This window comes from Actinosynnema mirum DSM 43827 (assembly GCF_000023245.1).
Classification (GTDB): domain Bacteria; phylum Actinomycetota; class Actinomycetes; order Mycobacteriales; family Pseudonocardiaceae; genus Actinosynnema; species Actinosynnema mirum.
Genome location: NC_013093.1, coordinates 1,754,061 through 1,768,862 on the forward strand (window position 1 = coordinate 1,754,061; position 14,802 = coordinate 1,768,862).

Annotated in this window: 13 protein-coding genes; 9 read left to right on the forward strand and 4 right to left on the reverse strand. The window is 73.0% G+C overall.

Features of this window, described 5'->3' with window-relative positions; genetic code table 11:
- The first annotated feature begins 455 nt into the window (after nucleotides 1-455).
- Together AMIR_RS40895 and AMIR_RS08005 are read left to right on the forward strand one after the other, a co-directional pair.
- A complete protein-coding gene (locus AMIR_RS40895; protein ID WP_015800431.1) occupies nucleotides 456-2,666 on the forward strand; it encodes a phosphatase PAP2 family protein in 2,211 nt (736 codons plus the stop codon).
- 617 nt (nucleotides 2,667-3,283) lie between these two features.
- A complete protein-coding gene (locus AMIR_RS08005) occupies nucleotides 3,284-3,565 on the forward strand; it encodes a hypothetical protein (RefSeq protein WP_015800432.1) in 282 nt (93 codons plus the stop codon).
- A gap of 160 nt (nucleotides 3,566-3,725) precedes the next feature.
- Here AMIR_RS08005 and secA2 read toward each other — a convergent pair whose 3' ends face one another.
- Nucleotides 3,726-6,044: an accessory Sec system translocase SecA2 gene (secA2, locus tag AMIR_RS08010; protein ID WP_015800433.1), complete on the reverse strand. Its 2,319-nt coding sequence runs from the start codon at nucleotides 6,042-6,044 to the stop codon at nucleotides 3,726-3,728.
- A 475-nt stretch (nucleotides 6,045-6,519) separates the two neighbouring features.
- Entirely contained in the window at nucleotides 6,520-6,909 is a 390-nt protein-coding gene (locus AMIR_RS08015; RefSeq protein WP_015800434.1) for a DUF4259 domain-containing protein, read from the reverse strand.
- Between the two features lie 118 nt (nucleotides 6,910-7,027).
- Here AMIR_RS08015 and AMIR_RS08020 point away from each other — a divergent pair, with 118 nt between their 5' ends.
- The 7 genes from AMIR_RS08020 to AMIR_RS08050 all read left to right on the forward strand — a co-directional run bounded on the left by AMIR_RS08020 (nucleotide 7,028) and on the right by AMIR_RS08050 (nucleotide 13,750).
- The gene (locus AMIR_RS08020; RefSeq protein ID WP_015800435.1) at nucleotides 7,028-7,813 is read left to right on the forward strand and encodes a sporulation protein; all 786 of its coding nucleotides are present in this window, start codon (nucleotides 7,028-7,030) and stop codon (nucleotides 7,811-7,813) included.
- A 181-nt stretch (nucleotides 7,814-7,994) separates the two neighbouring features.
- Entirely contained in the window at nucleotides 7,995-9,140 is a 1,146-nt protein-coding gene (locus tag AMIR_RS08025; RefSeq protein ID WP_015800436.1) for an acyl-CoA dehydrogenase family protein, read from the forward strand.
- A gap of 89 nt (nucleotides 9,141-9,229) precedes the next feature.
- The gene (locus AMIR_RS08030) at nucleotides 9,230-10,426 is read left to right on the forward strand and encodes a hypothetical protein (protein ID WP_015800437.1); all 1,197 of its coding nucleotides are present in this window, start codon (nucleotides 9,230-9,232) and stop codon (nucleotides 10,424-10,426) included.
- Entirely contained in the window at nucleotides 10,423-11,868 is a 1,446-nt protein-coding gene (locus tag AMIR_RS08035; protein ID WP_015800438.1) for a substrate-binding domain-containing protein, read from the forward strand. Before AMIR_RS08030 ends, AMIR_RS08035 begins: the two co-directional genes overlap by 4 nt.
- Nucleotides 11,855-12,613: a hypothetical protein gene (locus AMIR_RS08040; RefSeq protein ID WP_015800439.1), complete on the forward strand. Its 759-nt coding sequence runs from the start codon at nucleotides 11,855-11,857 to the stop codon at nucleotides 12,611-12,613. Before AMIR_RS08035 ends, AMIR_RS08040 begins: the two co-directional genes overlap by 14 nt.
- Nucleotides 12,610-13,152 carry a 3'-5' exonuclease gene (locus AMIR_RS08045; protein ID WP_015800440.1) on the forward strand — a complete coding sequence of 181 codons (543 nt, stop codon included), beginning with the start codon at nucleotides 12,610-12,612 and terminating at the stop codon, nucleotides 13,150-13,152. The genes AMIR_RS08040 and AMIR_RS08045 overlap by 4 nt, the downstream gene beginning before the upstream one ends.
- A gap of 28 nt (nucleotides 13,153-13,180) precedes the next feature.
- Nucleotides 13,181-13,750, forward strand: a complete 570-nt coding sequence (locus tag AMIR_RS08050; RefSeq protein WP_015800441.1) for a TetR/AcrR family transcriptional regulator — start codon at nucleotides 13,181-13,183, stop codon at nucleotides 13,748-13,750.
- A 62-nt stretch (nucleotides 13,751-13,812) separates the two neighbouring features.
- Here AMIR_RS08050 and AMIR_RS08055 read toward each other — a convergent pair whose 3' ends face one another.
- Both AMIR_RS08055 and AMIR_RS08060 read right to left on the reverse strand, forming a co-directional pair.
- Nucleotides 13,813-14,358, reverse strand: coding sequence for a DUF3558 domain-containing protein (locus tag AMIR_RS08055; RefSeq protein ID WP_041836642.1), 546 nt, complete (start codon nucleotides 14,356-14,358; stop codon nucleotides 13,813-13,815).
- Between the two features lie 23 nt (nucleotides 14,359-14,381).
- Entirely contained in the window at nucleotides 14,382-14,771 is a 390-nt protein-coding gene (locus AMIR_RS08060) for a hypothetical protein (RefSeq protein ID WP_245554593.1), read from the reverse strand.
- Nucleotides 14,772-14,802: the final 31 nt, after the last annotated feature.

The following is a 14,802-nucleotide window of genomic DNA, read 5'->3' on the forward strand; positions in this document are numbered from 1 at the left end:
CGTACTCGTCCTTACCCCCCTCCCGTCCCCCTTACGCGTGCCGCCGCGATCTTTTTCACGGCGAAACCGCAGTTGGGACCGCATCACTGCGGGTTGCGGCGGTCGTCACACGCTGTTCGGGAATGCGGGGTGACCAGCGGCGGTGAGCGGGGCCTGTGAGTGATCCCACTCGCGATTACCGCGTGTTGCGGTGAAGCGCGTTTCGTCGCTCGGTGGAGTCGCCTTTCCCACAGTGGTCCCACGTTCCGTCCGGGATCCCATGAAGATCAACTTTTGGTGCGCCGATTTCGTCGGATTGTTCAACGATCCCCGCGCTGGTCAGCGGTGGTGACCGGCGGGTGAACACAAGGGGGCGGTTCGCTGCCGCAGCCCCTTATCAGATCAGTCTTAACGAAGAGCCAACGGGGGGTGTCCACAAGCTTTCCAAATTTGATCAACTTCGTAAAGTTGACCGCATGTCGGTTCCCGAGTTCAGCGTCGACCTGCACCGCCTCGTAGCGGGGTGGGCGGCGGGCCTCCCGGAGTACGTCGGCACCGCGGCCGACATCGCCACAGACGCGGTGGTCGGGGTGTTCGTGCTGCTGTTCGCGCTGCTGCTGTGGCGGGCGCGGCGGGAGGGGAGCCGGGACGAGCAGGCGCGGGCGATCGTCGCGCCGGTCGCGATGGTGGTCGCCTACCTGGTGAGCAGGACCGCGAAGTCCCTCGTGGAGCAGGACCGGCCGTGCCGGACCATGGACGTGATCTCGGAGTGCCCGCCGGTCGGCGACTGGTCGTTCCCCAGCAACCACTCGGCCATCGCCGGGGCGGCGGCCGTGGCGATCGTGATGTGCGACCGGAGGCAGCGGTGGGTCGTCCCCGTCGCGCTGCTGGCCGGGGCGTCGCGGGTGTTCGTCGGCGTGCACTACCCGCACGACGTGCTGGCGGGCCTGCTGCTGGGCGCGCTGGTCGCCGCGATCATGCAGAAGCTGGCCCCGCTGCTGCCGGTGCCCACGTGGTTCGCGGCGGCCGGCAACCCGGCGGTCGCGCCCGCCGCCGAGCGCGGCGCGGACCCGCGCCCCGACGCCCGTGAGACCTATGACGACGGCAGGGCCGCCGGTCACGGCGACGGTGTCGCGGCGGCCCGCGCCGGTGGCCGAGCGTCGCTCCGGGACGGCGAGCGCGACGCCGTGGCCGCGAAGGCCGAGGCGGCGCTGGTGAGCGCGGCGGTGAACGCGGCCGTGAGCGCGGCGGTCGGCGCGGCCATGGGCGGCCCCGAGGCGAAGGCGGCGAGCCGGAGCATCGCCGCCTCGAAGGTCTTGGCGGAGGCCGCCAGGGCCGAACTGCGCCGCACCTCGGGCGACGAGCCCGCGCAACCCACCCCGACCCGCGTGGCCCCGGTCCCCGCGGCGACCAGGGTGGAACGCCTCCCCGACACCGACCCGACCACGGCCGTGCAGGTGGCGGTCACCGGCGCGGGCGACGAGGCGACCCGGATGGTGCAGGTGTCCGTGGTCGGCGCGACCCCGACCCGCGCCCTCCCGACCCCCGCCCTCCCGACTGCCGCAGCCGCCGCGCTCCGCACCCAGACGCCCGGCGCGGAGCCGACTCGGGCGCCGGCGATGCAGGGCGCCGACCAGACCAGGGCGCTGTTCGCGCCGGGAGCCGACCAGACCAGGGCGCTGCCTGTGCCGGGTGCCGATCCGACGAGGGCGCTGTCCGCGCCGGGAGCCGACCAGACCAGGGCGCTGTCCGGTCCGGGGGGCGAGCCGACCAAGGCGGTCTCGACGCCGGGTGGTGCGGCTGCCACGCGAGCGGTCCAGGCGCCCGGCGGGGGAGCGGCGCACCTGCCGGGCGCCGACGCGACCCGCGTTCAGCCCGTGGGCGCTGGTGCAGGCGCGGAGTCGACCCGCATGGTCCGGCTGCCCGGCGCGCGACCGGACCGCGGACAGGCCGAGACCGAGGTGCTGGCGAGGGTGAGCTCGGACGACGCGCCCCCGCCGCGCGTGGAGTCCACCAGGATGGTCCCGCTGTCGGGCACGACCGGCGCGCCCCCGCAGGTCCCGGCCCCCCTGAACCTGACCCGCGCCCTGCCGAGGTCGGGCTCGCTCCAGGGCTTGGCGGGCGCGCCCGGCGGACGCAGGCGCGCCGCCGACCAGGCGACCGTGCCCGCCGCCGAACCCGTCACCCCGATCCCGAACACCCAGGGCCCGAACACCCAGGGCCCGAACACCCCGCCCGGCGCCACCCCGCCCGCGAGCACCCCGCCCGCCGTCACGCCGCCCGCGATCAACCCGGCTGCCGCCGCCGCGCTCGCCGCCGACCTGCCCGCCGCGAGCACCCCCGCGACCGCCCTGTTCGCCGCCCCCGGCAACCCGGTCGCGACTCCCGCCCCCGCAGGTTTCCCCGGTGGCCGCCCGACCGATCCGGACGCCGCCGACACGGCCGTCATCCACGGCCTCTTCCACAACGGCGACCACGGCCCTGCCGCGACCCCTGCCGCGACCCCCGCCGCGCCCCCCGCCCCATCGCAGGCCCCGCTTCAGGTCCCGTCGCCCACCCCCGCCGCGAACTCCACCCCCGCCGCTGCCCCCGCCGCGCTCCCCACCCCGCCCGACTCCCCTCGCGCCCCCCGCCGTCCCGTCCCGCCGCGCGACCCGGCGACCACCGACGTCCTCCCCCGGATCTGACCCCGCCCCCGCCACCGACCCCCCGAAGCGGGGCGCCCCACCACGGGGCGCCCCGCTTCGCGCTCCGGGGGTCCCGCGAATGGCGGCCAGGTATATCGGTGATTCGCCCGCAAACCGGTTGCGGGGCTCCCCCGCGAAAAACGCGCCTCCCCATTCAGTCCCGAGTCGGACAGGGGTCGTTCCCGCTTCGGCCCGGCGCCGCGCGCCCGCCCGAGTGCACCGATTCAGCGCCCCTTCCCCGCCCGTTCACGCGCGTTCACGGGCGTGCAGACCGCCGTTCTGCGTCGCTTCCGTGTATCGAGCAGGTAACCGGCATAAGAACGGGTTACCCCCCGAACGGTTGACCTGATCCGCGCAGCGCTACCGAAGGTGGGATCGCTGCCTGTCAGCGCGCTGCCGCCCGGCCAGGTCGACAACCGACCCGTTCGTGGGGCGGGCGCGGGGGTAAGGGCCTGACCGGAACGCGCACGAGCCCCGTCCGGTCACCTGACCTCCGGGGGCATATCCACCGGGACGGTGAGATTGGCCTCCGGCAATGGGGGTAGCTGGGTTGACGCAGTGAATTTCGCACGGCCAGGTGATTTACGTTCACCCGCTGTGAGGTGTTCGCTTCCAGGGTGACTGAGCAAAGGCGCTCCAAGCCGTCCGAACTGGAGTTGGACCTCATCCGACGGATTCAGAACCTCGCGCACCGCGCCGAGGTGACCGCGCACAGCCGTTCCAACCTGGTCGGCCCCCCGCCGTCCCAGGAGCACCTGGACATCCTCGCGGAGATCCGGGCGCTGACCGAGCTGGCCGTGGAGGAGCAGGTCGTGGGCAGACCGCGCTCCGCCGTTCCCCCGCAGGCGCCGCGGCCCGTCGAGGAGTCCCTCGGCGGGACGACGCGGACGCTGGTCTGACGGGCGGGGGCGGCGCACCACCCGCCCCCGCGCCCGCCTGAGCGCCGCCCGCGGACCGCAAGGGGCCCGGCCCACCCCGCAGGAGGGTGAACCGGGCCCCGTAACGTCACCGCGCCCCTGAGCGCGCCCGAAGCGCCTGAGTGAGGGCGCCCCTGGGGCGCTACTTGCGCCGCACCATGTTCACCAGGCCCTTGAAGGTCTCCTCCAGCCCGGACGAGAACGGGTTGTCGTGCACCAGGTACGTCCACGTCGTGTTCGGCCGCTGCACGCCCGCCGCCTCCAGGTGCGCGCCCTCCGCGTCGATGGTCACCTTCACGAAGGTGTCCTCCGACTCCTCCCACGCGTCGTTCTCCACCTTGTTGAACGCCGTGATCGCCTCGCGGTGGAACTCGTCGAGCGGGTTCTGCCTGGCCAGCGCCCGCAGGTGGATGCCCTCGCGCAGGTCGGTCAGGAACACCAGGTGGTCGGTCCAGCGCTGGTCCAGGTGGTGCAGCGCGATCTGCCGCGCCGCCTCGAACCGGACCTCCTCGTCCAGCTCCGCCAGCTCCTCGGCCCGCTCCGGCTTGCGCCGCGCCAGCTCCTCCCAGGCGTCCCCGCCGGTGAGCAGCTCCTCGCGCCGCTTGAGCAGCAGCAGCCGCTGGTGCTCGATCAGCTTGCTGTACCGCCAGGTGTTCCGGTGGATCTCCAGGTGCACGCCCTCGGCCACGCGCTGCGCGTGCTCGACGGTGGCCAGCGTGCCCCGGTCGACCACCCGCCCGTCCTCCTCGACCTCGCTGGCGTCCGCGAAGTCCGGCACGTACTGGGTGAACAGCTCGTCCTGCAGCGAGGAGAAGAACACCGACCCGCCGGGGTCGCCCTGCCGCCCGGCGCGCCCGCGCAGCTGGTCGTCCAGCCGCGACGACGAGTGCCGCCCGGTGCCGATCACGTACAGCCCGCCCAGCTCGGCGATGCGCTCCCGGTCGGTCGACTCGTGCCCGCCGAGCCGGATGTCCGTGCCCCGGCCCGCCATCTGCGTCGACACGGTGATCCGCTCGAACGACCCGGCGTCCGCGATGATCGACGCCTCCTCGGCGTCGTTCTTCGCGTTGAGCACCACGCACTCCAGCCCCGCCTCGGCGAGCTTGCGCGAGAGCCGCTCCGACTCGGCCACGTCGAGCGTGCCCACCAGGATCGGGCGGCCGTTCCCGTGCGCCTCGGCGATGGCGGCGACGATCGCCGCCTCCTTCTGCTCCAGCGTCGCGTACACCCGCGACTCCTCGTCCTCGCGCACGCAGTCGACGTTGGACGGGATGACCAGCACTTCCAGCGCGTAGAACGTGCGCAGCTGCTCGGCGACGGCCACCGCGGTGCCGGTCATGCCGCACACCAGCGGGTAGCGGTTGAGCAGCGCCTGCACGGTGATCGAGTCGAGCACCTCGCCGCTGTCGGTGGTCGCCACCGCCTCCTTGGCCTCCACGGCCGCCTGCAGGCCGTCCGGCCAGCGCTGGAGCTTCGCGATGCGGCCCTTGGTGTCGTTGATCAGGTGCACCTTGCCGTCGCGGACGATGTAGTCCACGTCCCGGTGCAGCAGCACCTGCGCGTGCAGCGCCACGTTCACCTTGGACAGCGTGGTCGACACGTGCTCGTCCGAGTACAAGTCGATGCCGCCGAGCGCCCGCTCGACCGCCTCGCTGCCCGCACCGGTCAGGTAGACGTTGCGCTCCTCGTCGTCCACCTCGAAGTGCAGGTCGCGCCGCAGCCGCTTGACCAGCTCGGCCAGCGCCGGGTCGGCGGCGGGACCGGCGGTGGAGCCGGCGAGCACCAGCGGCACGCGCGCCTCGTCCACGAACACCGAGTCGGCCTCGTCGACCAGCGCCACGCTCGGCTCCGGCACGATCCGGTCCGCCACGCTCGTGGCCAGCCGGTCGCGCAGCACGTCGAACCCGATCTCGCTGACCGACGCGTAGGTGACCTCGGCCTGGTAGGCCGCGCGCCGCTCCTCGGGCTTGGAGCTCTGGCTCAGCCAGCCCGCCGACACGCCCAGCAGCGCGTACAGCGGGCCCATCCACTCGGCGTCGCGCTGCGCGAGGTAGTCGTTGACCGACACCACGTGCGCCTGCTTGCCCTGCAGCGCGAAGCCCGCGGCGGCGATCGCGCCGGACAGGGTCTTGCCCTCGCCGGTGGCCATCTCCACGACGTGCTTGTCCAGCAGGCCCAGCGCGCCGAGCACCTGCACGTCGAACGGGCGCAGGCCCAGCGCGCGGTCGGCGGCCTCGCGGCCCAGCGCGACGACCTCCACCAGGTCGGCCCGCTTGAACGGGGCCTTCTCCCGCAGGGCGGTGGCGGCCTCGGTCAGCTCGGTGTCGCTGAGCTTCCCGATCGCCTCCGCCCGCGCGTTGACCTCGTCGAGCAGGGCGCGGTAGGGCGAGAGGTCAGCAGAACCCGGCTTCTGCGCGAACCGGCGCAGCCGCTGCTTGAACCGCCCGAGGAGTGTGGTCACGGACGGGCAACGTACGCCACCGGCGTGGCGTTCCGCACGTCACCCGGTTGACCGTTCACTCTCCCGCACCCGCCCGACCGGGGCGCGGGGGCGTTCGCGCAGCGTGCCGGGGTGGTCGCGCCCGGTGCGGGTCCCGCGCTCGCAGAGCGCCGCCCCGCCGGCCCCATCGGCGGGGCGGGACTCCGCGAGCGCTGCGCCCTCGACGCGGGCGCCCTCTCCGGTCACGTCGGGTGACCGGGCAGGTCTCGGGGTCGGTGCCGACCCCGCTCGTACCGGTGTACTCCGATCGGCCCGCGCAGTTCGGTCCTGCTCGATTCAGATCGGCCCGTCCGGCCGCACCGGGTTCGGGATCACCAACCCACGCTCGGCCCGAACAGGGTCGAGCGGAGACGACCAAGGAGCGAAGCGGGGCCAACCTCGATCCACCGCGTCACGCCCGTGCTTGTAGTCTTTTGCTCTTCTCAGCCCCGGCCGTTCAGTCCAGGTCCAGCCCGGTCCGCACCTCGGCGAGCTCGGCGAACGCCTCCTCCAGCTCGTCCGCCTCCTCCCACAGCTCGCGCCACTCGGACTCCTCGGCCACGATCCGGTCCAGCGCCCGCCCGGCCAGCGCGATCAGCGCGGTGTCCGGCTCCGGCACCTCGGCCCCGTTGCGCACGACCTCGCCGCCGCGCGCCGCCGCCACCACGGCCGCCGCCGCGAGCGCCGACTGGGCCTCCGGGTTCTCCAGGTAGTCGGACTCGTCCGCCGCCGCCTCCAGGGCCTCGCGGAGCACGCCGCTGCGCTCCTCGGGGTCGGCGTCGCGCAGCACCGCCAGCAGGTCCAGCGCCCCGTCGTTCTCGAACACCCCGGTGCCCCAAGCTCCCATGTGCGAGAGCCTAGTCCACACAGGACAACCGCCCACGAGCATGATCGACACGGGTTCCGGGGAACCTTCCGGGGTGCTCGAACGTCAATCAGGGCACTTGAGACAGTGGAGGAAGCCCGTGGTGTTCAAGAGGATGTTGCGCGCGTTCGGGGTCGGGGGACCCTCGGTGGACACCGTGCTGAGCAACCCCAACGTCCGCCCCGGCGACGTGCTGACCGGCGAGGTCCGCATCTCCGGCGGCGACCACCAGGCCGAGATCGACCGGGTGAAGCTCACCCTGGTCACCAGGGTCGAGGTGGAGCGCGGCGACGAGGAGCACGTCCGCAACGTCGAGTTCGCGGGCGTCGTCGTCGCCGAGAAGGTCGTGGTCGGCGCCGGTCAGCAGTACTCGCTGCCGTTCCAGTTCCAGATCCCGCTGGAGACGCCGCTGACCGTGGTGCATGGCAGGCACCTGCACGGCATGACGATGGGCCTGCGCACCGAGCTGGACGTGCGCGGCGCGATCGACCCCGGCGACCTGGACCCGTTCGCGGTGCACCCGCTGCCGTCGCAGGAGCACGTGCTGGCCGCGTTCGACGCGCTCGGCTTCACCTTCAGCAAGGCCGACTGCGAGCAGGGCCGCATCCACGGCGTGCCGCAGCAGCTGCCGTTCTACCAGGAGATCGAGTTCCGGCCCCCGGTGCAGTTCCTCAACCGGATCAGCCAGGTCGAGCTGAGCTTCGTCGCCGACCCGCAGCAGCTGCACGTGGTGCTGGAGGCCGACCGCAGGGGCGGGCTGCTGCGCGCGGGCGGCGACGTCTTCGGGCACTTCTCGCTGCCGCACTCGCAGGTCCCCGGCACCGACTGGGCCGGGCTCGTGCACCAGTGGATGGACCAGGTCGCCCGCAGGCGCGGCATCTTCTAGCCCAGGCCCGCGACCCCCTCCCGGCCGGACGCCGCAGCCTCCCGCCGGGAGGGGGCGCGCCCGCGCGCGAACGGCCGAACCCGCGTTCGCCCGGTTTCCTTGACCGTGCGCGGAGCGTGTTGCACCCTGACCGCACGGTGAGGTCCGGGCGCGCGCCCGGACCGCGACGAGGAGGTCCCCGGTGCGGCGCACGATGTTCGAGGACGACCACCACGCGTTCCGCGAGAGCGCGCGGGCGTTCGTGGACCGCGCCCTCCGGTCGAACTACCCCAGGTTCGTGGAGCAGCGCGGCATCGACCGGGACGTGTGGCTGGAGGCGGGCCGCCAGGGGCTGCTGGGCCTGGAGGTCCCCGAGGAGCACGGCGGGTCCGGCGCGGACGACTACCGGTTCAACACCGTGTTCGCCGAGGAGCTGTGCGCGCTCAGCGCGGGCGTCGCCTCCTGCCTGGGCATCCACGGCGACGTCGTCGGCCGCTACCTGGTCGACCTGTGCACCGAGGAGCAGAAGCGGCGCTGGCTGCCCCGGTTCTGCTCCGGCGAGCTGGTCACCGCCATCGGCATGACCGAGCCGTCCGGCGGCTCCGACCTGGCCGCGCTCAAGACCACCGCCGTGCGCGACGGCTCCGACTGGGTGCTCAACGGCTCGAAGACGTTCATCACCAACGGCTTCTCCGCCGACCTCGTCCTCGTCGCCGCCGGCACCAGCCCCGACCGGGGCGCCAGGGGCATCAGCCTGTTCGCCGTCGAGTCCGGCACGCCCGGCTTCGAGCGCGGGCGCAAGCTCGACAAGGTCGGGCAGCCCGAGTCCGACACCGCCGAGCTGTTCTTCTCCGACGTGCGCCTGCCCGCGGACAACCTCGTCGGCGAGGTCGACCGGGGCTTCGCGCACATGATGCGGCGGCTGCCGCAGGAGCGCCTCGGCGCGGCCGTGTCGAACCTCGCGCACGCCGCGCAGATCCTGGTGGAGACGGTCGAGTACACCAAGGAGCGCAAGGCGTTCGGCCAGTCCATCGGCTCGTTCCAGGCCAACAAGTTCACCCTCGCCGAGCTGGTCACCAAGGTCGACGTGACGCAGGCGTACGTGGACCAGTGCGTGCTCGCGCACAACGCGGGCGAGCTCACCGCGATCGACGCCGCCAAGGCCAAGTTCTGGACGGCGGACGTGCAGAACTCGGTGCTGGACGCGTGCGTGCAGCTGCACGGCGGGTACGGGTACATGACCGAGTACCGGGTGGCGCGGGCGTGGATGGACGCGCGGGTGACCCGGATCTGGGCGGGCTCCAACGAGATCATGAAGGAGCTGATCGGGCGCGACCTCGGGCTGTGAGCCCGCGGGTGCGGTTTCCCGGCTAACGCGTGATCGCGATCACGCGACAGTCGAGCGGGGGCAGAAGTCGACCGCATCGGGGGAACGTCGTGGCCGCGCCGCAGCAGATCGCCGAACCGGAGCTGACCGTCCTGGCCCCGCCCAGGCCCGCGTACCGCCGCAAGCGCTACCTGCTGCCGTTCGCGATCAGCGCGGCCACCGCCCTGGTGGGGGCGATCGCGCTGTTCGCGGGCGGCACGGTCGGGCTGCCGCTGCAGCGGGTCGTCGTCATCACCGGCAAGCTCGCCTCCAAGGCCGAGTTCTTCACCGACGAGGTGGTGCGGCGCGAGCTGATGGCGCACGGCATCCAGGTGCATATCACCAAGGCGGGCTCGCGCGCGGTCGCCATGGGCGACGTCGACCAGTACGACTTCGTGTTCCCCTCCGGGCAGCCCGCCGCGCTGCTGATCAAGGAGCAGCGGCAGGCGGAGCGCAAGTTCGCCAAGGTGCACAAGCCGTTCTTCAGCCCGATCGTGTTCGGCACGTACCGCGAGTACGCCGAGGCGCTGCTCACCAGGCTCAGGGGAGAACCATCCAGCGACGACAAGAAGCTGTACTTCTCGGTGGACATGGCGAAGCTGGTCGACCTGATGCGCGCGGGCACCAGGTGGTCCGACCTCGACCACGAACCGTCCCTCGACAACGGCAACCAGGTCCTGGTCCAGACCCCGGACGTGTGCAGCGCCAACTCCGCCGCCACCTACCTGGGGCTGCTGGCGTTCGTGGTCAACGGCCAGCGCCCGCCCGTGGACGAGACCGAGGCGCTCGCGCTCGCCGACCAGGTCAAGCCGTTCCTCGTCGGCCAGGGCCTGCCCGGTGACGACATGTCCATGCAGTACCTCGCGCCAGAGGGCCGCGGCCTGGCGCCGGTCGCGGTGTTCTACGAGCACCAGTACCTGGCCCACCAGATCCGCCACGTGCGGCAGAACGGGAGGTCCGACACCAACCGGGTGCTGATCTACCCGGAGGCGCAGCTCCAGACCGTGCCCGAGTACATCGCGCTCACCCCGGACGGCGACCGGCTCGGCCAGCTGATCAGCAACGACCCCGCGCTCAAGCAGCGGGCCCTCGAACTGGGGTTCCGGGTGTTCGAGCCGGACGGCTCGCTCAGCGCGGGCAGGCTCGCCGAGCACCTGGACTCCCTCGGCCTGCCCGCGCCGGACAGCGGCGTCAGCGACACCGAGACGTTCCTGCCGCCGCTGCCGCTGCTGGAGAAGATGATCGAGCGCGTCGGCGGCTGCCGGTGAGGCCCGCCGCGCTGCTCCTGACCGTCGCCGCGCTGCTCGCGCCCGCCGCGTGCACGACCGCGCGCCCGCCCGAGGTGCGGCTGACCGCGCTCGCCGCGCCCGAGCTGGCCGACCTCGCCCCGCTGCTGCCCGACCTGCGCCGCGACACCGGCGTCGAGCTGGTGCTCGACCACCGCGAGACGCTCGGCGCCGACCTGTCCGGCCACGACCTGGCGTGGCCGCCCAGCACCCGCTACCTGCGCCTCGCGGGCGGCGAGCTGCCGCTGGCCACCCCGACCATGACCTCGCCGCTGGTGCTCGCCGTCAAGCGCGACCGCGCGCCGGGGCTGCGCGGCGGCACGTGGGCCGACGTCGCCCAGCTCGCCGCCGGTGGCGGGCTGCGGTTCGCGCTGGCCGACCCGCACCGCGCCGACAGCGGCCTGTCCGCGCTGATCGGCGTCGCCACCGCCGCCGCGGGCACCGGGAGCGCGCTGCGCCCGCAGGACGTGGCGTGCGACAAGCTCGGCGGCCTGCTCACCGGGCTGGTGCGGGCCGAACCGGACTCGGCGACCGCGCTGGCCGAGTTCACCCGGCGCGACGACGTGGACGCGGTCGTCGGCCACGAGTCCGAGCTGCTGCGGCTGGCCGACTCCGGGCGGGTGCCCGGCGGGTTCGACCTGGTGCGCCCGCGCGACGGGGTCGTGCTCGCCGACTACCCGCTGCTGCTCGTGCGGCCCGAGCACCGGGACGCGTACGACCGGGTCGTGGCGTGGCTGCGCTCGGACGCGGTGCAGCGGCGGATCGCCGAGACCACCGCGCGCAGGCCCGTCGACCCCGCGCTGCCCCGGCCCGAGCGGCTGTCCGAGGAGATCGGCTCCGCGCTGTACTTCCCGGCCGAGCAGGCCGTGGTGGACGCGGTGCTCGCCGCCTACGACCGGGCGGCGGCCGGGCTGCGGGGGAGCGTGGTGTTCGTCCTGGACTACTCGCTGTCCATGCGCGGGGAGCGGATCGCGCGGCTGCGGGAGGTGTTCGCGCGGCTGTCCGGCGGGGGCGGGTTCGACCGGTTCGCGCTCGGCGAGCGGATCACCGTGGTGCGCTTCGCCGGGCGGGTGCTCCAGGAGCGGACCGTGGTCGTGGACGGGCAGGCCGCGCTGGACGAGCTGGCGGCCGTGCTCGCGTCCGACGACCTCGGCGAGGGCACCGCGCTGTGGACGGCGCTGCGGCGCGGGCAGGAGCTCGCGGGCGACGGGCCCGTCGTGCTGGTCACCGACGGCGAGTCGAACGCGGGCATCGGCCCCGAGGAGTACCTGGCGGGGCCGCACGGGGCGCGCACGTACGCGATCCGGGTGGGCGAGGCCGACCCGGCCGAGCTGGACCGGGCGGCGAGGGCGAGCGGCGGGCGGGTCGTGGACGCGACCGGGCCGCTGACCGAGGCGGTGGGGGAGATCCGTGGCTGTCGATAGGGCGCTGTGGTGGTCGGTGTGGTGGCCGTGGGCGGTGGTGTGGGTGGTGACCGCGCTGGCGCTGCTGGTCGCGCTCGGGGCGGTGGTCGCGGCGTGGCGCGGCCGGGGGCGGTACGCGGTCGCGCCCGGCGTTCCGGGGGTGCCGATCTACCTGGACGAGAAGGCGGTGATGGACCTGTACCAGGTCGGCGGGTACGGGGACGCCATGACCAAGGAGGTGGTCGACCGGGTCGGCACCACCAGGGACGGGAAGATCGCGCTCAAGGGCCTGGACGTCGGCGTGGAGGGGGCGCGGCAGTCCGGGCGCGAGGTGGTCAAGACGTACATCGAGAACTCGGAGCCGATCGCCGTCGTCGGGGTGCTGCTCGGGGCGCTGGAGAGCGCGCACGGGGTCGTGCACGTGGACCTGCGGGACCGGACGGTGCGCGGGGACGTCGCGCTGGAGCGGGCGCTCGGCGACGGCGCGCGGACCGCCAGGCTGCGGCGGATCGACGCGTACGTGTCGGTGCGCGGGGAATTCCGCGAGACGGGGCGGCACGACGGCACTAGGGTCTTCCAGGCGCCGTACGGCGACCCGGACGACCCGGCCGAGGGGCCGCAGGTCGTGGTCGAGTGCCAGAGCGCCGGGCTGCGACCGGACGTCGTGCCCGAGGGGGTGTTCAGCGCGCGGTGCTTGGGCCGGGTGCAGGCGTGGAAGGCTGGGAGCGGGGAAATGGTCATCAGGCCGATCGCGGTGTTCCTGTGAAGGCGCTGCTGGACCGCGTGCTCGTGGTCGACGTCGAGGCGACCTGCTGGGAGGGCGCGCCGCCCGGTGGGCAGGTCAGCGACATCATCGAGATCGGGGTGTGCGAGTACGACGTCGCGCTCGGCGAGCGGGTCGAGCGGCACTCGCTGCTGGTGCGCCCGACGCGGTCCGAGGTGAGCCCGTTCTGCACGTCGTTGACGACGTTGACGCAGGAGCAGGTCGGGCGCGGGGTGGACTTCGGGGTGGCGTGCGCGCGGTTGCGGGAGCTGGGGTCGCGCGAGCGGGTGTGGGCGAGCTACGGGGACTACGACCGCAACCAGTTCCAGCGGCAGTGCGCCGACCTGGGCGTGGCCTACCCGTTCGGGCCCAGGCACCTGAACGTGAAGACGTTGTTCGCGCTGTCGCGGGGGCTGCACCGGGAGGTCGGCATGGCCCAGGCGCTGGCGCTGGCCGGGTTGCCGCTGGACGGCACGCACCACCGGGGCGACGACGACGCGTGGAACATCGCGGCGCTGCTCGGGACGCTGCTGGTCAGGTGAGCCGGGGGGTTCTGCGATCCTTGAGCGCATGGCAACGGTTCCGGAGCGGCTGATCACCGCAGCGACGCGCTTGTTCGCCGCCAAGGGGTACGACCGGGTGGCGGTGCAGGAGGTCGTGGAGCAGGCGGGCGTCACCAAAGGGGCCATGTACCACTACTTCGGGTCCAAGGACGACCTGCTGGCGGAGATCTACGGGCGGCTGCTGCGGATGCAGACGGAGCGCCTGGAGCACTTCGCGGCGGCCGAGGGCCCGGTGGACGAGCGCCTGCGGGCGGCGGCGGTGGACGTCGTGGTGACGAGCGTGGACAACTTCGACCAGGCGAAGGTCTACTTCCGCTGCGCCGACCACCTGCCGGAGGACAAGCGGCTGGGGCTGCGCGCGGAGCGGCGGCGGTACCACGAGCGGTTCCGGGGGTTGGTGGAGCAGGGGCAGGCGGAGGGGGTGTTCTCGCCTGCGGCGCCTGCGGATCTGGTGGTGAACTACTTCTTCGGGGCGGTGCACCACCTGGCCGAGTGGTACAGCGCGGAGGGGGCGCTGACGGCGGGGCAGGTGGGGGAGCACTACGCGGATCTGCTGATCAGCTCTCTGCGGGCTTGAGCCCGTGCGGCCCCGCCCCTGGGCTTCGCGCCGTCCGGGGCGGGGCTGGTGACACTGGGGCGTCAGCCCTTGGGAAGGCTGGGCTCCACGGCCTTGGCGAGCGCTTCTGCCTTCGCGCACGCCTCGTCGAGCGAGTTGATGGAGTACGCGAAGACGTCCGCCCTGGAGGTGGGGGAGATCTCGATGGCGATGACGCAGTCGAGCTGGGCCACCGCCTTCTTGGCCTTCTTCGCGGGCCTGGAGCCGACCGTGGTGTCCGACATCTCGGTCAACGAGTTCGCCTGGTACTGCTCCAGGCTCAGGTCCGGGTAGATGGTCAGGTGGACCGTCTCCCGCTTCGAGGTCTTGGCGAAGCAGGTGTTGTCGGTGATGCTGTCCTTCTTGATCTCCCGCAGGTCGTTCTGACCGGCCACCGAGGTCAGGACCTCGCACGAGTCGACATCACCGGTGGTGGTCCCGCCGGAACCGGAAGAGGACCGGGTGGTCGGCGACTGGGCGGTCCCGCTCTCCTGGTCCGATGACGCGGAGGGGGAACCCGGTTCCACGGTGGAGCAGGCGGTCAGCGCTGCGGCGAGCAGGAGCGCGCCGGCGATGCGTGGTGTGAGCAATTTCTTCCGTTCCGATCGGGTCGTCACCGGGGGTACTGCATGGTGTGCGCCGCGTCGACGTTCTGGTAGTTGCGCTTGGCCTGCTCCATCGCCTCGCGGGCCTCGGTCAACGCCTTGGTCAGCTCCTGCAGCGCGGGAATCACGCCGATCGTTCCCGCCCCGCCGGTCGCGTTCTCGACGTTGTACTTGCTCATCGCGATCCCGTCGGGGCTCGTGCCCAGAGGGGTGGCCTGCGAGAGGACCTGCGTCCGTCCCATGACGTCACCCAGCGAGTCCAGCGCGTTGTCGATCGCCTGGATGTACGCGTTCGCCCCGGATTCCGTGATGGCGAACCCGCCCGACGCAGCGCTCTGCTTCAGGCTCGCCATGTTCGCCGTCATCGACTTGATCGACTGCATGTTCAGCGCATCCACCACGTCACACCCCCAGTGGTAAGTCCGTTGA

Coding starts and splice junctions, on each gene's coding strand:
- AMIR_RS40895 (WP_015800431.1), top strand. CDS start 456: ATGTCGGTTCCCGAGTTCAGCGTCGACCTGCACCGCCTCGTAGCGGGG.
- AMIR_RS08015 (WP_015800434.1), bottom strand. CDS start 6,909: ATGGGAGCTTGGGGCACCGGGGTGTTCGAGAACGACGGGGCGCTGGAC.
- AMIR_RS08050 (WP_015800441.1), top strand. CDS start 13,181: ATGGCAACGGTTCCGGAGCGGCTGATCACCGCAGCGACGCGCTTGTTC.